The 23229-nt window shown below is 61.8% G+C and carries 19 protein-coding genes; 8 read left to right on the top strand and 11 right to left on the bottom strand.

What is annotated here, in order from left to right:
* Positions 1 to 51: 51 nt before the first annotated feature.
* Positions 52 to 564: a tetratricopeptide repeat protein gene (locus I6E52_RS07455; RefSeq protein WP_197155914.1), complete on the top strand. Its 513-nt coding sequence runs from the start codon at positions 52 to 54 to the stop codon at positions 562 to 564.
* Here I6E52_RS07455 and I6E52_RS07450 read toward each other — a convergent pair.
* The 3 genes from I6E52_RS07450 to I6E52_RS07440 all read right to left on the bottom strand — a co-directional run bounded on the left by I6E52_RS07450 (position 561) and on the right by I6E52_RS07440 (position 3135).
* A complete protein-coding gene (locus I6E52_RS07450; RefSeq protein ID WP_197137139.1) occupies positions 561 to 755 on the bottom strand; it encodes a hypothetical protein in 195 nt (64 codons plus the stop codon). The two genes, I6E52_RS07455 and I6E52_RS07450, sit on opposite strands and share 4 nt — an antisense overlap.
* Positions 756 to 842: 87 nt before the next feature.
* Positions 843 to 1610: a helix-turn-helix domain-containing protein gene (locus I6E52_RS07445; RefSeq protein WP_307842435.1), complete on the bottom strand. Its 768-nt coding sequence runs from the start codon at positions 1608 to 1610 to the stop codon at positions 843 to 845.
* Positions 1603 to 3135 (bottom strand): APC family permease, encoded by a 1533-nt coding sequence (locus tag I6E52_RS07440; RefSeq protein ID WP_197155910.1) that lies wholly within the window; start codon positions 3133 to 3135, stop codon positions 1603 to 1605. Before I6E52_RS07440 ends, I6E52_RS07445 begins: the two co-directional genes overlap by 8 nt.
* Before the next feature lie 220 nt (positions 3136 to 3355).
* On the opposite strand from I6E52_RS07440, the gene I6E52_RS07435 reads away from it, so the two are divergent.
* The 3 genes from I6E52_RS07435 to I6E52_RS07425 all read left to right on the top strand — a co-directional run bounded on the left by I6E52_RS07435 (position 3356) and on the right by I6E52_RS07425 (position 7532).
* The gene (locus I6E52_RS07435; RefSeq protein ID WP_197137135.1) at positions 3356 to 4837 is read left to right on the top strand and encodes an APC family permease; all 1482 of its coding nucleotides are present in this window, start codon (positions 3356 to 3358) and stop codon (positions 4835 to 4837) included.
* A 105-nt stretch (positions 4838 to 4942) separates the two neighbouring features.
* The gene (locus tag I6E52_RS07430; protein ID WP_197155908.1) at positions 4943 to 6940 is read left to right on the top strand and encodes a primary-amine oxidase; all 1998 of its coding nucleotides are present in this window, start codon (positions 4943 to 4945) and stop codon (positions 6938 to 6940) included.
* Positions 6941 to 7055: 115 nt separating this feature from the next.
* Positions 7056 to 7532: a hypothetical protein gene (locus I6E52_RS07425; protein ID WP_197155906.1), complete on the top strand. Its 477-nt coding sequence runs from the start codon at positions 7056 to 7058 to the stop codon at positions 7530 to 7532.
* A gap of 106 nt (positions 7533 to 7638) precedes the next feature.
* Here the strand turns inward: I6E52_RS07425 and I6E52_RS07420 are convergent, their stop codons facing one another.
* The 3 genes from I6E52_RS07420 to I6E52_RS14320 form a co-directional block, all read right to left on the bottom strand.
* Complete coding sequence (locus I6E52_RS07420) at positions 7639 to 8475, bottom strand: ABC transporter ATP-binding protein (protein WP_197155904.1); 837 nt, start codon at positions 8473 to 8475, stop codon at positions 7639 to 7641.
* A gap of 50 nt (positions 8476 to 8525) precedes the next feature.
* The gene (locus I6E52_RS07415; RefSeq protein ID WP_197155894.1) at positions 8526 to 9197 is read right to left on the bottom strand and encodes a FadR/GntR family transcriptional regulator; all 672 of its coding nucleotides are present in this window, start codon (positions 9195 to 9197) and stop codon (positions 8526 to 8528) included.
* Between the two features lie 286 nt (positions 9198 to 9483).
* On the bottom strand, positions 9484 to 11157 hold the full coding sequence (locus I6E52_RS14320; protein WP_197155892.1) for an AIPR family protein: 1674 nt from the start codon (positions 11155 to 11157) through the stop codon (positions 9484 to 9486).
* 910 nt (positions 11158 to 12067) lie between these two features.
* On the opposite strand from I6E52_RS14320, the gene I6E52_RS07405 reads away from it, so the two are divergent.
* Entirely contained in the window at positions 12068 to 12517 is a 450-nt protein-coding gene (locus I6E52_RS07405; RefSeq protein WP_197155890.1) for a Fur family transcriptional regulator, read from the top strand.
* Between the two features lie 78 nt (positions 12518 to 12595).
* Positions 12596 to 14095, top strand: coding sequence for a catalase (locus tag I6E52_RS07400; protein ID WP_197155887.1), 1500 nt, complete (start codon positions 12596 to 12598; stop codon positions 14093 to 14095).
* A gap of 168 nt (positions 14096 to 14263) precedes the next feature.
* On the opposite strand, the gene I6E52_RS07395 is transcribed toward I6E52_RS07400, so the two are convergent.
* The 3 genes from I6E52_RS07395 to I6E52_RS07385 all read right to left on the bottom strand — a co-directional run bounded on the left by I6E52_RS07395 (position 14264) and on the right by I6E52_RS07385 (position 16536).
* Positions 14264 to 15004: a sulfite exporter TauE/SafE family protein gene (locus I6E52_RS07395; protein WP_197155885.1), complete on the bottom strand. Its 741-nt coding sequence runs from the start codon at positions 15002 to 15004 to the stop codon at positions 14264 to 14266.
* Between the two features lie 74 nt (positions 15005 to 15078).
* On the bottom strand, positions 15079 to 15543 hold the full coding sequence (locus tag I6E52_RS07390; RefSeq protein ID WP_197155883.1) for a GNAT family N-acetyltransferase: 465 nt from the start codon (positions 15541 to 15543) through the stop codon (positions 15079 to 15081).
* A 54-nt stretch (positions 15544 to 15597) separates the two neighbouring features.
* Positions 15598 to 16536, bottom strand: a complete 939-nt coding sequence (locus I6E52_RS07385) for a tail fiber protein (protein ID WP_197155881.1) — start codon at positions 16534 to 16536, stop codon at positions 15598 to 15600.
* A 170-nt stretch (positions 16537 to 16706) separates the two neighbouring features.
* Between I6E52_RS07385 and I6E52_RS07380 the strand changes: the two genes are divergently transcribed.
* Positions 16707 to 18935, top strand: a complete 2229-nt coding sequence (locus I6E52_RS07380) for a beta-glucosidase (protein WP_197155878.1) — start codon at positions 16707 to 16709, stop codon at positions 18933 to 18935.
* A 56-nt stretch (positions 18936 to 18991) separates the two neighbouring features.
* On the opposite strand, the gene I6E52_RS07375 is transcribed toward I6E52_RS07380, so the two are convergent.
* Both I6E52_RS07375 and I6E52_RS07370 read right to left on the bottom strand, forming a co-directional pair.
* The gene (locus tag I6E52_RS07375; RefSeq protein WP_197155876.1) at positions 18992 to 20440 is read right to left on the bottom strand and encodes a glycosyltransferase; all 1449 of its coding nucleotides are present in this window, start codon (positions 20438 to 20440) and stop codon (positions 18992 to 18994) included.
* Between the two features lie 64 nt (positions 20441 to 20504).
* The gene (locus tag I6E52_RS07370) at positions 20505 to 21887 is read right to left on the bottom strand and encodes a DUF2254 domain-containing protein (protein WP_197155874.1); all 1383 of its coding nucleotides are present in this window, start codon (positions 21885 to 21887) and stop codon (positions 20505 to 20507) included.
* A gap of 96 nt (positions 21888 to 21983) precedes the next feature.
* On the opposite strand from I6E52_RS07370, the gene I6E52_RS07365 reads away from it, so the two are divergent.
* On the top strand, positions 21984 to 23219 hold the full coding sequence (locus tag I6E52_RS07365; RefSeq protein ID WP_197155872.1) for a mechanosensitive ion channel family protein: 1236 nt from the start codon (positions 21984 to 21986) through the stop codon (positions 23217 to 23219).
* Positions 23220 to 23229 lie beyond the last annotated feature (10 nt).

The following is a 23229-nucleotide window of genomic DNA, read 5'->3' as shown; positions in this document are numbered from 1 at the left end:
AAACCATCGGCCAAGTCTCCTGCCGAGAGCGCCCGTGGCAGACTGTGCGGCATGAATCTAGACGATGAGCTTGACCGGATCTTCGCCGCCAGGGACCGGGAAAACATGCAGCCAACAATAGATTCGTTGCTTCCCCTCTACGCCTCGCATTCCCAGAACGCTCGAGTGCTCTATGAGCTGGGAGGGGCGTATGACACGGCTGGCCAGGAAGAAACAGCCCGGGGTTTTTATGAGGGCGCTCTCGCCGCTGGGCTGGAGGGTGATTTGCTCCGCCGTTGCTACGTTCAGTACGGCTCGACGCTCAGAAACCTAGGCGAATACGACAAATCCCGGGAGGTGTTTGCGACAGCACGCAGCGCATTCCCGGAGTCCCCTGCGCTGGGTGCTTTTGAGGCGATTACGTTGCACGCCGCCGGGCGGCATGATGCGGCCGTCGCAGCGCTCCTCGATCTAGTGGTGGAGTTCGTTCCTTCTCCCGACATCGACCGGTACAAGGCGGCGATCAGCGGGAATGCGGCGTACATCCGTTCCTTGGAAAAGAAGCGGCCGGAGCTTTCGGCTTAGCCGCCCCACTCGATCGCCCTGCGGGCGTATCCCAGTGGCCCACAGTGTTCGGCAACTTCTGAGCGCAGAATCGAATTGAGCACGAGGTCGATACCGTCGTGGTCGAACTCTCCGTCACACAGATAAGCCCGGGCCGATTTCTTCGCACGGAGAACGATCTCTGCGTACTGTTCGCTAAAAGTGGATTCCATAGAGTGCTCCGATCGAAATGGCATCCGCGACCAAACGAATTGCAATTAGCGCTAGAACTTAACCGCTTATTAGGCTGCACACGCATTTCATGACAACAGCGGCGCCAACCCCTGCGCGGCTTCCCTGAGGGAGTCGACGATCTTGGCAGGGTTCTCGACGCGCACTCCGGGCATCGAGACGGCGAGGCCAGCCACGAGCACATCGTGATCGTCGCGGATGGCTACGGCGATGCATCCGTGCCCTGGTTGCAGTTCCCCGTTCTGCATCGCGTAGCCGCTGCGGGTGACGTGTTCAGTAATGGCGTGGATGCTTGACGCGGGGCGCACGACAGCCCACGAGGGGTGGCCGTCGTGGCCGAGTTCGGTGAGCAAGAGGCGGCCCATTGCTGAGCAGTCGAGCTCTCTGCTGATGCGTTCGGGGTGGCTGAGTGGAAAGTCTGGATCGATGTCGCTGAGCACGATGTGCGTGGCGTCGTAGCGCACAAGATGAACACCGGCCCGGATGCTGCCGCGAAGCTCGTTGATGATCTCGCGGGCGGCGCGCGGGGGAGCTGTGGGCATCACTGCGCGGCCAAACTGTTCCAGTTTGCTGCCGAGCGCGAAGCCACGGAGGTCGGGGGTGCGCACCAAGTATTCGTCTTGCACGAGAAGGTTGAGCAGGCGGTAGGTGGTGGCGCGGGGCAGATCGAGGGCTTCGCAGATTTCGCGAGCGCTGACTCCCGCGCCGTGTTGGGCTACCGACTCAAGAACCCCCAGCGCGCTGTGCACCGCAGCGGGTTGGCGTGCGCGCAGACCATCGACGGCTCCACGCTTGCGCGTCGCCTCGGGCACTGCGGGCGGGGTCGATTCAGTCACTCGCCTGCTTCGCCTGTGTGGTGCCGCCGAGTACATCGATCACGGTGGGTTCGTCGTAGTTGCCGATTGTGAGGGCGAGGCGTGGATTCTTGCGAACTCTCAGCAGCAGAACGGCAGTGCCCAGGCTCATGACTGCCACATAGAGTGCGACGGCGAGTGCACGTTCTCCGGCTACTTCAACGGCGAGGTAGGTGACGAAAGCGATGGTCAGCGAAAGGCCGGCAACTAGTGCGGTGAGCAGCGGTCGGATGCTGAGCTCGCCGATGCGGTTCAAGAACGCGGGGGCGGCGAAACACACCATGATGTAGGCCGTAATGTAGCCCGCCGCAGCGACGACCAGCAGCAGTTGCATGGTGTTCCAGATGCCAGCACCAGCGAGCACGAACGCCAGCGGCACGACGGTCACGGCGAGCAACGAAACTCCGATTGCAAAGAGCGGTGTGTGGAGTTTCGGATGAGTGGAGCCGAGCCGGCGCGGCAAAATTCCGTCGCGGCTCAACGAGAAGAGCACTCGAGCGAGCGCGGTGGTTGACGCGATAGTGCAGGCGAGAAACGATGCCGCGATTCCGATATCGAGAACAAGGGCAAAGGAGCCAAGCCCGAATCCTTCTGCTAATTCGTTGACCGGCGACGTACTCTGGCTGAAGTCGGCTCCGAGCACCTCGAAGCCCATCACTTGAGCGGTCGCGGCGAGTAAGTAAAAGAGGAGAGAGCCCAGCACGGTCCAGACCAGCGCGCGCGGGATGTTTCTAAACGGGCGTCGCACCTCGACGCCCAGAGCGGCTGAACTTTCGAAACCCACATAGGCGGTGAGCGCTAACACCGCGCCGACTGCGATTCCAGAAAATGACCCAGTCGAACCTGCGAAGGACTGACGAGTGACCGCTGACCAGTCCGTGTGAGGCCCAATCTGAATCAAGAGCGCAACGATAAGGATGAGCAGCACCGCGACCGAGAGCGTCTCCACCATGAGCGTCACTCTTGAGGAGAGCCGGATGCCGCGGGCGAGAACCAGCAGCACAATGCTGGCCAGCACCACCATGATCCCGCCCGTCGCGAGCGGTGAGCCGATGAGGTCCGGAATGACTCTCGCGAGAACGATCGACACGTAGTAGGTGCCTCCGGCCAAAGCGAACATTGCGATGAAGCTGTAGCCAATGAGCATGCCAACACTTGTTGCCAGAGTCGCGGTTGTACCCGCGCGGTCAGTGCCGAAGCCTTTGGCCACAAAGGTGTAGAGCGATCCAGTGGCGGCCATCCGGCGCGTGAATTGGTTGACGGTGAAGGCGATAAGGAGAGCGAGAAGACCGGCGGTAGCGATCGAGAAGACGGTGGCTGATCCCGCGATGCTCGCGACCAGCAGCGGCATAGTGGTGGCGGCTGCCGCCGGGGCAATGGCCGATACCGATTGAGCAAGCACCTCGACGAAACCGATGCTGCGGCGATCGAGGCCGTGAAGCGGTGACTCGCGGCTAAAACCATGAACCGGGTGGCGCTGCGCGATCGCGCGTTCAAGTGCTGACATCGCGTGCTCCTAGAGTGCCGAGATTCGACGACTCTAGCGGTGGTCGATTACAGCGGCGAGACCGAAATGTTTCCGGCAGGTAAGCCCAAATGAGACAGCACCAGAAACTCGTCTCATTCACGCGACGGATGTTTTTACCGCGCGGTGACAGCGGCGCAATCCGGCCTCGGCAGAGTGTCTTTACGACCATTCCCCTCTCCCGTTTGATTGGACGACAGCAATGACCGCCACTGGAACACCCCCAACAGCTACAGACACCTTGGCTAAGCCAAAACTCTCCGGAAAGCTCGGAGTCGCCGCGATTGTCTTCATGGTTGTTGCCGCTGCATCACCGCTCACTGTGGTCGGAGGGGCGGTGCCGCTGGGCATCCTCATCGGCAACGGTGTCGGCTTTCCGAGCATGTATGTCATCTCTGGCGTCGTATTGCTGCTCTTCGCTGTCGGCCTCTCTGCCATGGCCCGTCACGTTCCGAAGCCGGGGGCATTCTTCACGTATGTCGGCTACGGCCTGGGCCGCCCGGCTGGGCTGGCGAGTGCGTGGCTTGCGATGCTCACGTACACCGCCATTCAGGTGTCGGTGCACGGCTATGTCGGTTACATCCTCAGCGTGACGGCGATGTCGTTGGGCGGCCCGGAGATTCCGTGGTGGGTTTTCTCGCTCCTCGTCGTTGCCGTTGTCGGTGTGCTCGGCTATCGCCACATCGATCTCTCGTCCAAGGTGCTTGCGGTCTTCCTCGTTTCTGAGGTCGGCATCGTCATCGCGCTCGTGATTGCGGTTGTCGCTTCGGGCGGTGCGGAGGGGCTCACTCTCGAGCCCTTCTACCCGACCAACATCGTCAGCGGTTCGCCGGGCGTCGGCCTCATGTTCGCCATTGCCGCCTTCATCGGCTTCGAAGCGACCGCGGTGTTCCGTGACGAAGCAAAAGACCCTGACCGCACCATCCCCATCGCCACCTACAGCGCCGTCATCGGCGTTGGTGTGTTTTACACGGTCGCCAGCTGGGCGATCGTGATGGCGTGGGGCCCAGAAAATGTGGTGGATGTCGCGGCCCAAGATCCTGGCGCCATGATTCTGGTCACCGTGGCGCAGTACCTCGGTGTCGCGGGCGAGATCATCGTCAACATCCTGCTGATCACGGCAATGTTCGCGTGTGTGCTCTCGTTCCATAACGTCATCACGCGTTACCAGCACTCGATGTCAAACACGGGTGTGCTTCCGGAACGTCTCGCCTCAGTGCACTCCAAGCACCTGTCGCCGCACCTGTCTTCTCTCGTGCAGACCGTAACAGCCGGCACCCTGATCACTCTTTTTGCGGTGCTTGGGCTCGACCCCGTGGTCCAGGTATTCACGTGGTTCGCTGGTGTCGCAACGCTAGCCATCGCGATTCTGATGGCTCTCACGAGTGTCGCGGTCATTGTGTACTTCGCCAGCACGAAGAGCGACACACGAGTGTGGAACACCAAGCTGGCACCGGTGCTGGGCCTAGTAGGTCTCATCGCCAGCGCCGCGATCATCATCGCGTACTTCCCGATCATGGTCGGAGACGTCAATGCCGAGGGAGCCCCCGTCTTCGGCGCAATGAGTGTGCTGCTCCTGCTGCTGATCGTGATCGCTCCCGCCGTCGGTCTGGTTCAGGCAGTCATCCTCAAGCGCACCAAGCCCGCGACCTACGAATCGATTATCGACTCAATCGACGCCTGATCCGTTCGGGCTGGAGCGCCGCACTGGACAACCCTGTGCACTGGTCCGGCGCTCCAGCCCGGCACGCACACATCATCCCCATCCCCCGCAAGTGAAGGAAATCGAATGACGATCACGAACGACAAATCAGTCTTGGCCCACCACAATTCGACTGCGCCGCAGCATCCGCTCAGCAGCCTGAGCGCCGACGAGATCACCGCGATTCGCGACATCGCCTCGACGGTGGATTTCTTCACCACGACCACTCGTTTCGTTTATGTCGGCCTCGAGGAGCCCGCCAAGAACGAAGTGAAAGCGTGGGAGGCAGAGGGTGGGGAAATGCCCGACCGCCAAGCACGCGTCATGCTGCTTGATCTCGCAACCGGCCACTCCAGCGACAACATCATTTCGTTGGGGCTCGGAGCCATCATCTCAACGTCGGTGCTCGACGGATCAGCGGGACAATTGCCTATCCTCGACACAGAATTTGAGCTCGTCGGCGAGATCGTCGCCCAAGACGAAGGCTGGATCGCGGCTCTTGCGAAGCGCGGCGTCACCGTAAACGACGTCGAAGTTGTGCCGCTCTCCTCCGGCTACTACGACTTTCCCGAAGAGGAGGGTCGCCGCATTCTGCGTATCTTCGCGTTCCGCTCTGACTACGTGGGCGACCACGTGTGGGCGCACCCGATTGACGGTCTCGCCGCCTACGTCGACATTGCCGCGATGAAAGTGACGCGCATTGTCGACAGCGAGGTATATCCGATCCCCGCCGAGGGCGGCAATTACGACGACCCGGCAGTGCAGGGACCACCGCTCGATGCGCTCAAGCCGATCGTCATCACTCAGCCGGAAGGCCCCAGCTATCTCGTCGACGGTGAACAGGTCGAGTGGGGCAACTGGAAATTCCAAATCGGGTTCGACATGCGCGAGGGTCTCATCATGCGCAACCTCAGCTTTGCCGACCAGGGTGTCGACCGCCCAATCATGTATCGCGGGTCGATTAGCGAAATGGTGGTTCCCTACGCCGACCCGCAGCCCAACCGTTTCTGGCAGAACTACTTCGACACCGGCGAGTACCTGTTCGGTCGTTACACGAACTCGCTCGCCCTCGGCTGCGACTGTGTTGGCGAGATCAAGTACTTTGACGCGGTCTTCGCCGACGAGCTGGGTTCCCCCAAGGTCGTACAGAACGGCATCTGCATGCACGAGGAAGACTTCGGCACACTGTGGAAGCACACCGATCTCTTCACAGGCGCCTCGGAAGTTCGGCGCTCTCGTCGACTCGTCATCTCCTTCTTCACCACAGTCGGAAACTACGACTACGGCTTCTACTGGTACCTGTACCTCGACGGCACCATCGAATGCGAGTCGAAGCTCACGGGCATCCTCTTCACGTCGGCGTATCCCGGACTGCAAGCGGATGGCTCGGACTACCCCTACGCCTCGGAAGTTGCCCCTGGCCTCGGTGGCCCCAATCACCAGCACCTCTTTTCGGCACGACTCGACATGACCGTCGACGGTGTAGCCAACAGCGTGGATGAGATTGACGCCGTGCGCGTGCCGATGGGGCCGGGCAATGAATACGGCAACGCCTTCACGAAGCAGGTCACTCGCATCCGCTCGGAAGGCGAGTCAGGCCGAGTTGCTAACGGTGCGGCATCCCGTGTGTGGCAGATCTCAAGCGCAGACAAGACCAACCGCACTGGACGCCCCACGTCGTACGTTCTCTACCCCCAGGAGAGCCCGACCCTGATGGCAGACGAGTCGTCATCGATTGCGAAGCGAGCTCTATTCACGACCAAGCATCTCTACGTGACGAAGTACGACCCAAGCGAACGGTATGCGGCCGGCGACTTCGTGCACCAGAACCCGGGTGGCGACGGCATTGCCAAATACATTGCGGATGACGCCTCGGTTGAAGCCGAAGATGTTGTCGTGTGGCACACCTTCGGTCTCACCCACTTCCCCCGCATGGAAGACTGGCCCGTCATGCCCATGGACTACGCCAAGTTCACCCTCAAGCCCAATGGCTTCTTCGGCATGAACCCGGCACTCAACATCCCCGCCCCGGCCCAAGAAAACGGTGACCACTGCGCCCACCACGATAGTGAGCACGGCCACTAGGGAGCGGCGAGGAGAGCGAGAGCGGAAGCGGAAAACAGTGGAAACCTTGCACGTGGCGGCCTTGCTGCCGGCGGCGCTCGGCACGTGTTGCACCGTAGGTGCGCGGCGTACTGGAATGCAGCTGCAGTCTTTTGCGGCGATTGTGATGCTCGCGGCGATGCTGGATGTGTCGCTCTCGTGGGGGCTGCTTCATCCGCTGGTCTGGGTGATGGCGCTTCTCGTCTCGGGGATGCTCGTAGGGTTCGGCGCGCGACCCAACTCCCGTTCGGCTCGCTCGGCGGGAACGGCCGCAGGGGCAGATGCGGCGCATCGCTCCGGGATGATGGCGCTGCACTCGGCCCTCGGTCTCGTCTTGATGGCGGGAATGATCATGGCGATGAGTTCGGGCGGCGTCGATGCCAGCGAAAGCCACCATCACGGGGTGGCGTTCCTGCCGCCACTGTTGGGCGGCATGGCCGGGTACGTCATTTTCACCGTGTGGTTCGAGCGGTCGCTGCGGCTAACGCAGCGATCGCCCGGGCTGCTCGCGCGCGTCGAAGTGCTGAGCATGGGCGGCGCCGCGGGGCTCATGGCGTTGGCGCTGCTGGCGTGAGGAGCTGTGCTGGGGCCCTCTGGCCGAGAGCCGCTAGCCGATGCTGGGGCCGTCGTCGCTGCCCGAGTTGGGTCCAGAATTGGTGACCCTCGATCTGGTGCGCCGGCTAACGCGTGACGAGATCGAGCGAACGCTTGCGACCGGGCAGCGCGAACCAGCGGTCGTCGTGTTGGCCGACGCGGATCGGATGCGCGAAGGCGGTCGTGACGTTTTCGGTGGTCAGCACCTGTTCGGCTGGCCCGGCCTGAGAGATCCGACCATTCGCAATTAGCGCGGCATGGGATGTCGTGGAGGGCAGTTCTTCGAGGTGATGCGTCACGAGAATTGAGGCCAGTCGCGGAAAGCTGTGGGTGAGCGCGTCGATGGTTTCGAGGAGTTGCTCGCGTGCCGCGACATCCAACCCGGTGCTGGGTTCGTCGAGAAGCAGCAGGTCAGGTTCGGCGATCAGTGCGCGGGCGATGAGTGCTCTGCCGCGTTCTCCTTGCGACAGGGTTGGCCAGCGGTGAGCATCCTTGCCTGCCAGGCCCATCTGTTCGATGAGTTCTGTCGCGCGTTGGGTCTGCTGCGCGGTGGGTTCCCAGCGCGGGGGAGTCTCGAGGGATCCGGTCAGGCCGGTGAGTACGACATCCCGAATCGTGAGGGGTGCGTGAAGCGGATGACGCGGGTTGACGTGCCCGATGGAGCGACGCAGCGCCTGCAGTTCGACTCGGCCGAGGCGTTGCCCCAGGATGTCTACGGTTCCTGAGGTCGGGTGCGCTGAGGCGCCGACGAAACCGAGGATCGTGCTCTTGCCGGCGCCGTTGGGGCCGAGGAGCGCCCAGTGTTCGCCCGCGCGCACGGTGAGGTCGACCTCGTGGAGGATGGTGCGCTCGCCGCGGCGGAAGGTGACGCCGCGCAGCTCGACGACGGAGGGACTGCTGCTCACGAGGGTGCTTTCGTTCATTGAATTGCTGGCGCGCGCGACTGTGCTGTCGCTCACGGAAGTGCCGTCGCTCACGAGAGGGCTCGGTGCACGCCGGTGAGGTGCGCCCGGCTGCACTCGGCCGCGGCGGCCGGGTTTCGTTCGGCGATTGCTTCGACCAGCGCGCTGTGGGCGGCTTGGTCTGCCTCGTAGTCGTGGATGGGGCGCAGCTTCAGCATTTCGATCATCGCTACCCGCACTCGCGGCACGAACCCGTTGAACAGTTCGAGCAGCACTTCATTGTGGGATGCCGCGACGACTTCCCGATGAAGCGCCATGTCGACGTCAGCGAACTCTTCGGCAGAGTGGTGCGAGCCCGAGCGGCGGGCGAGTGCTCGACGCATCGCCCGCAGGTCTGAGGGAGTGCGCCGATGCGCCGCGAGTGCAGCGGCCTCGGTCTCGATAGCGACCCGAGCCTCGATGACGGATGCAGCGGACACACGGCGCAGCACGACATCCCAGTCTTCGGCAATGTCGGTCGAGATCACGAAGACGCCCGAGCCTTGACGGCTTTCGAGCACGCCTTGACCGGCGAGTTCACGGATGGCCTCCCGCAGCGTTGAGCGCCCGACCCCGATCTCGGCAGCCAGTGTCGTCTCGCCCGGCAGCTTGTGCCCCAAGGGCCACTCGCCGGCCCGGATGCGCTCAAGCAGGACTTTGGCCGCTTGCGCTGCGAGCCGACCTTGTTGCACTGCTGGCGTCATGCAGGTGCTCCGATCGCTGTGTTTATCTGCTTGGCAACTCTACACCTCAGACAAGTTGGGTTCGTAGAGTTGGCTCGGTCGGGCGAAGCGGGAGCGCACAGCTTTCCTCGGCGCAATGCTCGTGAGATTTGACAGAAGCGCCGATCATTATCAGCGTCTCGGGCGATCAACGGGTATCGAAGCTCAAGTGCAGGTATGCGCGAGGGATCCGGGCGCGGGGAGACATTGAACTTGGCGGGTCACCACCGCGCCCGGTTTAGTCGTCGACGACTCTAAGGGGGTTGAACTACTTGGGCGACTTTGCAGCGAGCAGCACTTTGTCGGTAAAAGCCTGCACCTTTACTGCGTCTCCGTCTAGGACAGAACCGCCGAGCGCTTCGTCGATAGCGCTACAAGCAGCCTGAAAAGCCTTGAGGGTCTTAGTGTCGTCCCAAAGCGTATCCGTGATTTTTCTGGCATAAGCCTCTATTTTGTTCGCGGACAACAAGGGCATTGTTGTCCCCGCTACTATGTGCCGGAATGCCATGAGAAGGTGGTACCGCGCGGGCTTATAGGCCACCGGAATCTGTCCGTTCCTGAAGAGGAACTCCAGTTTGTAGTAGGCAAAGGCGGCTGCGTAGTAGGGCTCCAGCTTGTGGTCCACGTTAAAGATCGCTGACCCCACCATTGATTTTAACGCCGCGTAGTAACGGGTTGCCCGGTGGCCCTCGTTCAGAAACATCGCGCCGAAAGAGCGAATCTCGATTTGTTTGGTGATTATTCGTACTTTTTCGATACCGACTGCACTGCTGTACTGCTTCGAGCGGCGCTCGTAGTAGAGCTTGTGTTTGTCCTCAAACGCTTGGAAGTAGGCTTCCAATTTCTTCTGAATCTCCTCCAGCGCATACAGGTCTTCCTCGGTCACCAGCGTCTGGCGATTCGTTGCAGTGGCGATTGCCCCGATAACTTCCTCATCATCGGTTGCGATCACCTTAAAAGGAATCTGCATGTCCGGCTCTAGGAGGTCCTTGTTGTTGTAAATCACATGGCTCGTTTGGCAGCCATTTACGATTTGATAATCTGCGGCGTAAAACTTGTCTCCGACGATGTGGAGCTGCCTTGCAACCAGAGTCACACCGTTGTTGAGCACGGCGAAGCGGTTTCGGCCTTCTTCAGTTGCAAGGCTCTGGGACATTTCACCGTTTACCGGGTTGTCGCCCTGAAAGTCTCGAACGTTGTCTACGAAAATGTTTTTGCGCACCCCGGAGCCTTCGTCTTCGATCACCTTCAAAAACTCAGCCAACGGGAGGACTCCTAGATAGGACTCTTTCACACCTTCGATATCAGCCAGAGTCGCCTTCTTCGTAAAGGTGAATTCCGCTTTCACGCTGTCTTTGCTGTGTTTCCAGCTGGATTGGAGTTCAGCCGCGCCGAGAGGGGTGAACGAGACTTGTTCGAAAAGGTTAGTTCCGAGGATCTCGGCCCTAATCTTTGCGATTTTGACTAGGAGCTGGGGGTCGTCCTGCCAGGATCCGGCGGTGGCGAATATTAGTTCACATCGTGGTTTTCCCCTTTTGAACTGCCCGCTTTGATCGAATATCCAACTCATGATGGCTCGGTAGTCGATGATTTTCGGGGAAGCAGGAAGGCTGAGTTCCTCGGCAAAAAACTCGACGACGCCATCTTTGAGGCTCACCATCTGTTCGCCGCTAAAGCCCTCACCCGACTTCGACTGAATGAAAATGAATTCCACATCGAGAAAGCCGTTAGTCGTGAGTAGTTCTTTAGCAGCCTCGACCGAGGTGACAATTACACCGTTCACAACGATTGCAAGTCCGTCGATCGAGAGATCGTTCCCGCCGCCCGTATGAGTATCGTGAATGTCGAATTCTTCATCGAACTTCTCAGAGATTAGGCAGTAGTTGACGAAATGCTCGAATAATTCACCCTGGCTCATCGAGGTCGGAAGAGATTGTTCCACACGAAACGCTTCGTTATATGCCCGAGTAACTCTGTCCAATTGGTGCCTCCGATTTTGGTCCAGCGGCCAGTAAAGCAGAATTTTACTCAATCTATACGAGTGGCGCGAAATTTCAGGCGTCTTGCGCATTCGAGATCGAATTCAACCATGATCCACGATTTCGATCAGTCGTCTGAGTTATCTCGTTTTGTTCTTGGGCTGAGCCTCATTCGAATTCGGGGAAGTGCGCTCGCGCATGTGTAATCTGCGCGCGGGTCAGGGGGCCCGCGTTGCAGCTTGGGGCGCGTTGGAAAGGCTTCTCGCTGAATGCTGCGGACTGTACGCCCACTGTCGCTGCAGCCGAACTCGCGCGTTGAATCGGTCACGGTGGCTAATTCAACGGTGTCGCGCAGCTTCGCGCTCAAGGTGTTCTCCTCGGTTTGAGGTTTCCGCATCTTCGCCGTCCGCTGCCGGTTCCAGATGCCGTGCGAATTCAATATCTCCTTCCAGATTTTTGGCATCGGACGACGCTCGGTCTAAAGCGGCTTGCTCGAATCCGCTAATAGCGCCCCCGCTGCGGTAAGCCGCGAGTCTGCCTCATAGCCCTTGCCCTTGTCTCTTGCCGGCCACTCCGACGTAGACAATAGTTCCGTCTGGAATACGCATTTGATATGCCCCGGCTGTTCGTGGCATTGTTCCGGGCAGCGTCGGCGAATTGTGCATACTGGGACCAAGTTGATTCACGGAGTCGTAGGCACCGTCGCGGGCGTTTGACGTGTGCCTATCAATGCGCAGGCAGCCGCGATGGCGAGTGTTGAGGTGGGCTGCGGGGAGGGCCCTCTCATCTCCCTTCCCGGTGTTGGGGGATGCTGGCGTCGAATTCACCACAAGTTGTCTTGAGTTATTCAAAACAACTGATAACGTCGTAGCCATGGAAACAGTGACGGATGCGGCGCTCGCCGACACTCTGCGAGAGGCCGGTCTGAAAGTGACCGAGCCCCGCGTCGCTGTGCTCAGCGCCCTCACTGACATCCCGCACTCGGATGCCGACACAGTGTTCGGGGCTGTGCTGCCGAGTTTGCCCGGCACCTCCCTCCAAGCTGTGTACGGAGTGCTGGCGGCGCTGACGACGGCGGGCTTGCTGCGCAAGATCGAACCGGCAGGGTCATCCGCTCTCTATGAACGCCGCATTGGCGACAACCACCACCACATCGTGTGCACCGAATGCAGTGCCGTGCGCGACGTGGACTGCGTCGTTGGTCACGCGCCGTGCCTCACACCATCCGATGCTGGCGGCTTCACCGTGCACACCGCCGAAGTGAACTTTTGGGGAGTATGCCCCGATTGCCAGAGCGCTCTCAACCAAAAGAGCGCAGACTAAAGAACACAGACAGAGCTGTCTACGCTGTCGACCGACTTTCCATTTCGCCCCTAATAATCCCCACACAAAGGAGACATCGTGACAGAACCCACGACAACCCAGGCCGGCGCACCCATTGCGAGCGACGAACATTCGCTCACGACAGGTCCTGATGGCGTAATCGCGCTGCACGATCGTTTTCTGGTCGAGAAGCTTGCCGCGTTCAACCGCGAGCGGGTGCCGGAGCGCAACCCGCACGCCAAGGGTGGTGGAGCCATGGGTGAATTTGTCGTCACAGAAGACGTTTCGCAGTTCACCAAGGCCGCCGTCTTCCAGAAGGGCGCTAAAAGCGAAACCATTCTGCGCGTATCGTCCGTAGCCGGTGAGCAGGGTTCGCCCGACACGTGGCGCGACGTCCGCGGCTTCGCACTTCGTTTCTACACCACCGAGGGAAACCTCGACATCGTCGGAAACAACACGCCCGTCTTCTTCATCCGTGACGGCATGAAGTTCCCCGACTTCATCCACTCGCAAAAGCGCCTCGGCGACTCCGGTCTTCGCGACGGCGACATGCAGTGGGACTTCTGGACCCTCTCGCCCGAAAGCGCCCACCAGGTCACGTACCTCATGGGTGACCGTGGCCTCAGCAAGTCCTGGCGTCACATCAATGGCTACAGCTCGCACACCTACCAGTGGATCAACGCCGAAGGCGAGCGCTTCTGGGTGCAGTACCACTTCAAGTCCCGCCAGGGTGTTGAACTGATGGAGGCTGCCGATGCCGAGCGCATCGCCGGAGAAGACGCCGACTACTACCGTCGCGACCTCTTCAACGCCATCGCCGACGGCGACTACCCCACTTGGGATGTCTCCGTGCAGGTCATGCCCTACGAAGAAGCCAAGACCTACCGCTTCAACCCCTTCGACCTCACCAAGACATGGTCGCACAAGGACTACCCGCTGATTCCGGTTGGCCACTTCACGCTCAACCGCAACCCGGAGAACTTCTTCGCGCAGATCGAGCAGGCAGCATTCTCGCCGTCGAACATGGTTCCTGGCACCGACATCAGCCCAGACAAGATGCTGATGGCCCGTGTGTTCTCCTACCCGGATGCCCAGCGCAACCGCATTGGAACCAACTACAACCAGCTCCCCGTCAACCAGCCGCACGCCTCCGAAGCGCGCAACTACCAGCACGAAGGTTCCATGAACTACAAGATCGGTGACGCTGCAGCACGCACGTACACACCGAACTCGTATGGCGGACCCGCAGCTCAGCCCGAGCTTGCCGGCGAAGGTGGCTGGGCAACCGACGGCGAACTCCTTCGCGCCGCAGCAACCCTGCACTCCGAAGACGACGACTTCGGCCAGGCCGGAACGCTCTACCGCGACGTCTTCTCCGCAGAGTCGAAGGCTCGCTTTATTGAAACCCTCACCGGACAGGGCCGCGGCATCACCGTTCCCGAAATCCTCGAGCGTTTCTACTGGTACTGGACAAGTGTGGATGCCGACCTCGGCGCCACCCTGCGCCAGACCGTTCCCGGCAACGGCGACACCCCCAACGAGGAAGCTGACCCCGTAGGAGTCGGCCCCGCCGAATAACACTGAGGTGAATCGCCTGCGCTAACGCGCTGTCGAACACCGGATGCCCGGTCCCCGAGAGTGGGGGCCGGGCATCCGATCGTTAACGCTGCAGGTGTCGCTAGTGCCGGAGGTGCTGCAGATGCCACATAACAGAGCGAACGCCGCCGGTAGGGAGACCGGTGCTGGCTAGGCCGCGAGCCCCAGAGCCCCATCGATGACAGCGACCGTGCCACCGACGTACGCGATGATGATGACCGCGATCCGCGCAGCGCGGTGGCTGACGTGCCGGTTGAGTACCTCGCCGAACACGAGCCCCACCAGCAGTGAGCTGATGATAATGACCCAGCTGAGAGCATCCAAGTCGGGAAGCATGCCGCCAGAAAACAGCGCTTTCGCAACGAGTGATGTGGCGCCCACAATCACAAAGTAAGGCTGAAGCGTGGCCGCAAAGTTCACTTGCGGCCAGCGCATGATGACCGCATAAATGCTGATCGCCGGGCCGCCAACGCCCGCCGCCGTATTCATAAAACCGGATGCCGCCCCGGCAAGGATCGCGGCCGGTCGCGCCGGCACCACGCGCTCCGACCGCCTAATGAGCAGCGTCGCGGTGAGGGCAACCAGCACCAGGATGCCAATGCTGAGTTGAGTGATGGGGCCCGGCAACCGGGTCACAAGAAACGACGCGGGCACGATCGTGACAACAGCCGGAATCGCCAACCATGCGAGCGTGCGCCACTCGATGTGTCGCCACACCCGCGGAATGATGAGCGATGCTGAAATGACACCGCAGAGGTTCACCACAAGCACCCCGTCGAAGGGGCCGAGCAAGATCACGATCAGTGGCGATGCGACGAGTGCAAAGCCCATCCCGGTGATCCGTTGCGAGAGTGCTCCGATGAGAACGGAGAGCGCGACGAGAGCAAGCACTGACCAAGACTAGAGCGCTGCCGTGCGGATCCTTGCCAATCGGCGAGAAACAGGTGCCGAGCTGGCGTTCCGCGTCAGAGCGTTTTGGAGTAGCAGACGCTGAGCGGCTCGCCCACGTAGTCGCCAAAGTTCTCGATGCGCGTGTAGCCCTCGCGCTCGTAGAAACGTATCGCGTCAGGCTGGGCTGTTCCCGTTTCGAGAACGAGTTCGGTGGCCGACTGAGCACGCGCCCACTCTTCGAGGCCTTTGAGCACTGCGATGGCAATGCCGGTGCCACGCTGAGCAGGCGTGACGTACATGCGCTTCACTTCGAAGTTGCCGTTATCGAGCTCACGGAGCCCACCACAACCGGCAGGAACACCGTCGACATAGGCGATCAAGAAGACGACTACCGAGTCAGATGTCGGCTTCGCGCCGGGTTCGCTATCTTCGGTTCCGTACCGCGCGGTGAGCTCAGCGCGCTGCGCTGAACGCAGCATTACCGAGTCGGCGTGCTCAAAGGGAACGCTACGGAGTTCGAGTTCGTAAGTGTCTTCCACGTCAGAATCCTAGTCTGCGTGTCGCCGAGAACCTGCCGAGAGTGTTTCAGAACGCTAGAGCGTGCTGGGGTAGAGGCCCTGATGGCAGATCATCCAAGTCATGTTGTTGGGCGTGATGTCGCTCATATCGGGGAGCCCAAAAGTCACGCGACCATCGCCGCCGTAGGTGGTTCCGATGAGTGAGAAGAGCGCTGTGTTGGAGGAAATATTGATAAGGCGGCCATCTGCGACGAGGCCCTCTCCCGTGCGGTAGCCCGCCGACAGCGAGAGCGTGCCCATAGTGCATTCATTGGGGGAACTGTCGAGTGCTTCGCCCGAGCGGTAGCCGAACTGCGCAGAGAGGAGGGAGTTTCCGGTGGCGCCCGTTGCGCCCGTTGCGCCTGTTAGCCCTGTTGCCCCTGTTGCACCCGTCGCACCGGCAGCACCGGCTGGGCCGGTTGCGCCGAGGAGACCCCGTTCGCCCTGGGGTCCGGCGGGGCCCGTTGCGCCATCGAGTCCGTCGACGCCATCTGCGCCATCGAGTCCGTCGACGCCATCTGCGCCATCGAGTCCGTCGACGCCATCTGCACCGTCGATGCCATCCGTGCCATCAGCGCCATCCGCACCATCAGCGCCTGCTGCGCCACGAGGTCCGGCTGTTCCGTTGAGCACGGTGTCGCCATCCGCACCGGCTGCGCCGTTCAGCCCGTTTGTGCCGTCTCGTCCATCGACGCCATCTGCGCCGTTCAGCCCGTTTGTGCCATCTTGTCCATCGACTCCGTCAACCCCAGCCGAGGTTGCTTCCGTCGTGAACACTGCCTCGACGAAACCGGCACCGCACGAGTCGGCGGCATCGATGAGCTTGATTGCCGAGGCGGTGGTGTCGACACAGGCCTTCTGCAGCGCATCCGCTGAGCCACTCTGACTCGTGCAGCCAGCAAGCAAGAGAGCCGCTACGGCCGCTCCCGCAAACAGTCGAAAAGAACGCGAAGAAGTCAGAGGTGCTGAAGGCAAAGGGGTCCAGACGTTCGGGAGAGCGCAACGGTGCGTCACGGGATGATACAAACGTAACGAAGCTGACCAAGTGGACCACGAGTGGTCTCGACCCCCAGTGTGGGGGCACGGCAGGTGGTCTTCCGCCGTCGTTGTGTATCGGCACAGCTACAGGGTGCAGACTTCACATCATGGAGAATGCGAACGGCATCGTGCACAGCGTTGGCGGTGCGCCGATCAGCGACGCAGCCGTGCCCGTCACGATCACAGCATCGGTTCACGCCTTCGACGAGGCGGTGCGCGCTGTTCGGTCCGGTGATCGTGATGCGGATGCTTCTGCAGCCCAGCTGAGTGACTTGCTGACCGATAAAGAACTGCTCGGCCTGCTCGACGGTGACTCTCCGCGACGTCTCCTGCCCTTCATTCCCGCCCTCCTCGGCCGGCGACCGTTTGTGGCCGGCGCGGTATCGCGCCTCGGTATCCCGGGCATCCGGTTCAGCGACGGCGCTCGCGGTGTCGTCATCGGCGCGGCTACAGCGTTCCCCGTAACAATGGCGCGGGCAGCAACGTGGGATCCGGCCCTTGAGCAACGGGTCGGAGTCGCGATCGGTGCCGAGACGCGCGCGCGGGGCGCCAACTACTCTGCCTCGGTGTGCGTGAATTTGCTGCGGCATCCCGCCTGGGGTCGTGCGCAGGAATGCTACGGCGAAGATCCGGTGCTCGTCGGGCAGATGGGCTCGGCGCTCACCCGGGGCGTTCGGGTGCACACGATGGCGTGCGTGAAGCATTTCGCGCTCAACTCAATGGAGAACGAACGCTTCGAGGTCGACGTCTCTGTCGACGACCACGCGCTGCATGAGGTGTATTTGCCCCACTTCAAAGCGGTGGTGGATGCCGGAGCCGACTCGGTCATGAGCGCCTATAACCGGGTGCGCGGCGAGTACATGGATGTCAATCGTGCCCTTCTCACGGATGTGCTGCGAGACGAGTGGGGCTTCACCGGTTTCGTGACGAGCGACTGGGTGTTCGGTACCCACGATGCGGTCGTCAGTCTGCAGGCCGGAATGGATGTCGAGATGCCCCTGCGGATGCTGCGGGCGCGCGCTCTGCCGGCCGCCCTGCGCAGCGGGGAGCTTAACCGCGCGACCGTGCTGGAGTCTGCTCACCGCATCCTGCGCACCAGCATTCTGCATGCGGCAACCCGCGAGCAGCAGGAGCCGGATGTCGCTGTCATCGTCTCTGCCGCGCACCGAGCTCTGGCGCTCCAAGCCGCCGCAGAATCGATCGTGCTGCTCAAGAACGATGACGTCGACGAGGCGCCGCTGCTGCCATTGGCTCCCGGCACGCGCCGGCTCGCCGTAATCGGGCGACTCGCTGACCAGCCGAACCTAGGCGATCATGGCTCCTCCCGCGTTCGACCACCATCCACTGTTTCCCCGCTGCAGGGCTTGCGTGACGCGTTCCCCGCGGCACTGATCACAACCGACACAGGCAAAGACGAGAGTGCTGCGGCGGCGCTCGCGGCTCAGGCAGAGGTCGCCGTCGTTGTCGTCGGCCTCGACCAGCACGATGAAGGCGAGTCGGTGGTTACCGGCGGAGTGGATGTGGGAATCCTCGGTCGCGCTTTCAACTCTGGTCTGTCTCGTCGTATCTTCATCGGGCTTGCGCACCTTGCAGCACGTTTCGTTCGCGGTGGCGATCGGAGCTCGCTTGAACTTCGTCCTTCTGACGCAAGCCTCATCCGCGCCGTCACCGCCGCCAATCCGCGCACCGTCGTGGTGCTGATCGGGGGCAGCGCGATCGTGACCGACGCCTGGCGGGATCGCGTTCCGGCGCTAGTCCTCGCTTGGTACGGCGGCATGGAGGGTGGGCATGCCCTCGCGAGCATGCTCACGGGAGAGACGGAACCCGGAGGCCGGTTGCCGTTTGTCATACCGCGTGACGCGGCGCAGCTGCCTCCGTTCGACAGCGCAGCGAAGGCCGTGGTGTACGACGACTCGTGGGGTCAGCGCCACCTGGACGGCCAGGGCATTGCTCCGGCGTTCCCCCTCGGATTCGGGCTGGGCTACACGACCATGACGCACGAGCTGCTGGACCACACTTTCGCTGACGAGGGCGGCACCGCTCGCGTTCGCGTCTCGAATGCCGGCGACCGCGACGGATCCACCGTCGTGCAGCTCTACGCCGCTGATCTGGCGGCCGAGCATCCGGTTGCTCAGCTTCTCGGATTTCAGAAGGTCACCCTGGCGAGCGGCGCAGAGACAACCGTGCAGGTTGCGTTGGATGCGGGGCCGACGTTGCAGCGTGATCCGAGCACCCGGCAGTGGCACCCACGAGCGGGCGATTGGGCGCTGATCGCCGCTCAGCACAGTCCTTCACACTGGACTGGAGCGGTGCCGTTGCGGCCCGCCGCCGACTAGCGGCTGGTGACTAGCGGCTTACAGACTGCGGCAGCGACCACCGCCTGCAACTACGGCTACGCCTGCGCGTGCGGAAGCGCGTCGATACGAACACGCAGCGCCTCATCATTGCGGAGCACTGCCCGAATCAGTCGGCGGCCCTCCCAGCGCACCGAGGCGAGCCTCTGGTCGGGCCTCAGCACGAGCTCTCCTTCCGAAGACGCGTACCGCTTCTGCAGGTCTTCCAGTTCATCTGCTTTCAGGAGCGCCACCGTGCTGTTGTCTGTGGGATCAGTCAGTCGAACGAGGGCGGAATCTCCTCTGAGATCGCTCGCCACCATTTGTCGTTCGCTGGCGGCAAGAATAGCTTTTTGAGCAGCGCGAGTCACGACGATCGGCCGGGCCGGGCCATCAAGCAGGCCGGTGAGAACGTCTGCCGCGGCATCCGGTCGGCCGGTGTTCTTCGCTGCCGCTTGCATCCGTTCGAGGCGACCGGGTTCGCGCAAAATTTGGTCGATCTTCCAGCCGAGCGTGGTGACGTCGTTACACCGAACGGCAGCGCCCTGTTCCATCAGGTAGTCACCGTTGCGAACCTCTTGCCCCGGGATGGGGTTCACCAGCACCATGGGCAACCCTGCCGCCATGCATTCGGAGGCCGATAACCCGCCCGGTTTGCCCACGAAGAGGTCGGCGCTTCTCAGCAGCGCGGGCATTTCTGTTGTAAAACCCAGCACCTGAAAGCGATCGTCAGCCCCGACGAGTTTCTCAATGTCTGCACGAGTCTCCTCGTTGTGCCCGCAGACGACGGTCGCGGTAAACGCCGAGCGCATATGCAGCGTCTGCCGCACCGCAGCCACGGCGTAGTCCCCGCCCGCAGCGCCTGCAGAAATCAAGATGTGGGCGATGTCGTGGGCGACGCGGTCGGGTTCGACATCCGAATAGGAACTGATCGGGATGCCGGTCGCTGCCACACGGTCGGGCGGCAGGCCGAGCGCCATCAGCTCGATCTTGCCTTCCTCGCGCGCCACGTTAAATGAGTGGAATGCGCTGGTCAGCCAGAGGCCTTGAGGATCGTAGTCGGTCGTGACAACCGCCGTTTTGGCGTCGATGACTCCGCGCATGAGGAGCGTGGCCATGAGTTGGGCGGGAAGAAAGTGCGTGCTAACGATTGCGGTCGGCTGAAAGCGTTTGATCGCCCGAATCACGGGAAGAGAGTTGGCCTGGGTCCAGGGGTCGATCGGTCCGCGACGCCAAAACGGGGCGTCGCTGACGTCGTAGGCCCATTCGAGCAGCCAGGGCAAACCTTTCGCTAAGACGAAATAGCCCTTGCCCAACACGTCGCGATAGAGGGTGCTGCTGACCTGTAAGACGTCGAGCACTTGCACTTCATTGACATCGGGGCGCGCGTCGCAGGCTTGGCGCACTGCTGCAGCGGCGCTGTTGTGGCCCGATCCGACGCCGGCAGAGAGAATCAGTACCCGTTCCCCGGAGTCAATGTCGGGGCGGGCAGTCGGGGTGCGGGGCATGGAGAAATGATAGTCGAGCAGGGGGGTGGCTCAGCAGGCTGTGTCTGAGCAGGCCCGGTGCGAATCAGAGCCAGCGGTGCTCGGTGGTAGCGACGCGGGCAGCCTCGGCGAAGCGGGCGAACCGTTCGCGCTCCACAGCGTCATACGTTTCGGCGGCAACGGATGCTTCGAGCCGGTCAATTTGCACAGCTACCGCCGCGGACTGCTCGGTGCGTTGCGCGCGGTAGCCGACCTCTTGCAGCAGTTGGAACAAGCGCTCAACCACCCCGGGGTCGCTCGCGCCGTAGCGTCGCGGCTGGGTCATCGCGATATCGAGCAGGTTCACAAAGTCGTGGGGCTTGATGATGACACGCACGATGTTGTCGTCGTCGGTGAGTCCGCGCGACTGAATCTCAAGATCTGCAATCGAGCAGAGCGTCGCCGAGATGTGCCCAAGCGTGTGCACTGCTGTCGTGGGGTCGTTGACTCCGGGGGAGAGGGCGCGGGCGGTGATGTCGACGAGTTGCCGGATGCCAAAACCAATATCTTGGCTGGCCGTGCGCTCATAGGCGAGACTGACGGCACCGACCAACGCACTGTTGATGGTGTCGCGGTCTTCGTCATCCATGTGGCGCATCGGGTCACGCGGCCACCAGCGCAGCACCGGGGTGCCGCTGACCACGTGATGGCCAACGGTGTGCTCTTCGCGCGCGACGATGTCGTGCCTGATGGTGACGGTGAGGAGTCGGGAGCGGTCGCTCGAGCGAATGAAGCCTGAACGCTTGGCGAGACTCAGTTCGATGCGCTCGGCGGGCGGCCATTCGGGAAGCTCGGTTTCACCGGTGGCCATAGTGGATGCCACGAGCTCGATGGTCTTGCTGGTCTCGAGGTAAACCTGCCGCATCGTTGTTTCAATGCGCAGCTGCCGCGCGAGGTGCGCGAGGAACAGCGTGAGCATGACAACACTCGCCAAGGTCAGGAGCGAGGCTAACGTCACTGCCAGCCGCGGCACGAGCGGGTCGATCGTGTCGTCGCCATCCTGCACTGTGCGCAGCACCGTCAACGCGTAGGCGAAGGTGCCGACGAAGACGGAGAGGGTCCAGTGCACGGTTTGGTCTTTGAGGAAGGTGCGCAGCACCCGCGGGGATGCTTGGCTGCTGGCCAACTGCAGGGCAACAACGGTGAGGGAGAACGTCAGCGAGGTTGCCGTGATGAGTGAACCGGAGATGGCGGAGAGCACGGCTCGCGCGCTTTCGGGGCCGCCGGCGAAGAGCAATCGTTCCAGCCCTGCGGGCAGTGAGGAGTCAACGGCGCGGTCGATCAGTGGCAACACAATGCCCAAGATCACGGCGAGAAGGATGGAGATCGTGGGCAATGGCCACAGCTCAGCGGCGATCCCTTCGCGCACGGTGGCAATCCAGCGGCGCAGGGAATTGCGGCGTGCACTCTGTGTTGCTAGTTCGCTCATCACATCCCTCTCGAGTCGCCCTAGTTAATCACGTCAGGCTTTGTTGTGGCGCGTGCCCCTAGGGTGGAACAACGCGAATGAAAGGAAATCACTCGATTGTTTGAATGGGTATCGTGGCTGGGGCTCGCTGTGGCCGTAGTGATTGCGCTTGTCGCCGTCGTCATTGGCATCGGAGTGATCTCTCTCATCGTGAGAGGAATCTCACGTCTGCGACCCGGGGTCTATAAGACTCTCGCTCAATCGCGTCAGCGCTTGAGAGTGCTCATGGCGCTGCTCGCCGTGTGGGCAGCAATCTCGATCACGCTCCCGGTTGACGATCTGCGCGACATCGTTAATACGGTCTTCCTTATCGCCGTCATCGCGGCGAGCGGCTGGTTGCTGATCGCCATCATCAACGTGCTGCTCAACCGCACCATCGCTCGGTACCCCACCGATGTGCCCGATAATAGAGCTGCGCGTCGCGTGCGCACTCAAGTGCAACTGATCCGTCGTGTGCTCGCCGCAGTGATCGTCATCGTCACTATCGGTGCCATTCTTCTCACTTTGCCCGGTGCTGAAACCCTCGGTGCCAGCGTTCTCGCCTCCGCCGGCCTCGTCAGCGTTGTGGCCGGTATTGCTGCGCAGTCCGCTCTTGGCAATGTGTTCGCGGGAATGCAGCTTGCCTTCAGCGACGCCATCCGCGTGGACGACGTCGTGATCGCCGACGGTGAGTGGGGCCGCATCGAAGAAATCACCCTCACCTACATTGTTGTCAGCATTTGGGATCAGCGCCGCCTCGTGCTGCCCTCCACCTACTTCACGACCACGCCGTTCCAGAACTGGACCCGCAACGCCACCGAACTTCTCGGCGAGGTCAACTTCGACCTCGACTGGCGCGTCAACATCGACCAAATGCGTGAGCGCCTCAGCAAAGTTGTCGAGCGAACCGAGCTGTGGGACGGCCGCACGGCCAACATCCAAGTCGTGGATGCCAAGGGTGGTTTCGTTCGGGTGCGCGTGCTGATCAGCGCCGCCGACTCCGGCGCGCTCTGGGATCTCCGCACGCACGTTCGCGAAGAAATGGTCACGTGGTTGCAAGCCAAGAATCCGGCTGCGCTTCCTCGCACGCGAGTGCTCATGGTCGAGAATGAGGCAGCGGTGCGCACCAAGTCATCGCCAGCCTCGCAAAACCGCGGCCTCTTCAGCGGTAGCGCTGAGGCCGACGCTCGTCGTCAAGAGTTCACAGGGGCGATTCCGGTTCAAGACAACGTTCCCGAGAACCTCGTTGGCCCAGAAGAGACCGATGCCGATGAGGCTCAGTCGTCCACCGCTAAGCGCGTCATCAACGACTAGGAGTCATTCA

Origin of the sequence: Salinibacterium sp. NG253 (assembly GCF_015864945.1) — a bacterium.
In the GTDB taxonomy this organism is placed as follows: Bacteria; Actinomycetota; Actinomycetes; order Actinomycetales; family Microbacteriaceae; genus Rhodoglobus.
The sequence above is the reverse complement of the archived record's forward strand: the minus strand, read 5'-3'. Positions and strand labels throughout refer to the sequence as shown.

Coding starts and splice junctions, on each gene's coding strand:
- I6E52_RS07455 (WP_197155914.1), top strand. CDS start 52: ATGAATCTAGACGATGAGCTTGACCGGATCTTCGCCGCCAGGGACCGG.
- I6E52_RS07450 (WP_197137139.1), bottom strand. CDS start 755: ATGGAATCCACTTTTAGCGAACAGTACGCAGAGATCGTTCTCCGTGCG.
- I6E52_RS07440 (WP_197155910.1), bottom strand. CDS start 3,135: ATGTCAGCACTTGAACGCGCGATCGCGCAGCGCCACCCGGTTCATGGT.
- I6E52_RS07435 (WP_197137135.1), top strand. CDS start 3,356: ATGACCGCCACTGGAACACCCCCAACAGCTACAGACACCTTGGCTAAG.
- I6E52_RS07430 (WP_197155908.1), top strand. CDS start 4,943: ATGACGATCACGAACGACAAATCAGTCTTGGCCCACCACAATTCGACT.
- I6E52_RS07425 (WP_197155906.1), top strand. CDS start 7,056: ATGCAGCTGCAGTCTTTTGCGGCGATTGTGATGCTCGCGGCGATGCTG.
- I6E52_RS07420 (WP_197155904.1), bottom strand. CDS start 8,475: ATGAACGAAAGCACCCTCGTGAGCAGCAGTCCCTCCGTCGTCGAGCTG.
- I6E52_RS07415 (WP_197155894.1), bottom strand. CDS start 9,197: ATGACGCCAGCAGTGCAACAAGGTCGGCTCGCAGCGCAAGCGGCCAAA.
- I6E52_RS07405 (WP_197155890.1), top strand. CDS start 12,068: ATGGAAACAGTGACGGATGCGGCGCTCGCCGACACTCTGCGAGAGGCC.
- I6E52_RS07380 (WP_197155878.1), top strand. CDS start 16,707: ATGGAGAATGCGAACGGCATCGTGCACAGCGTTGGCGGTGCGCCGATC.
- I6E52_RS07375 (WP_197155876.1), bottom strand. CDS start 20,440: ATGCCCCGCACCCCGACTGCCCGCCCCGACATTGACTCCGGGGAACGG.
- I6E52_RS07370 (WP_197155874.1), bottom strand. CDS start 21,887: ATGAGCGAACTAGCAACACAGAGTGCACGCCGCAATTCCCTGCGCCGC.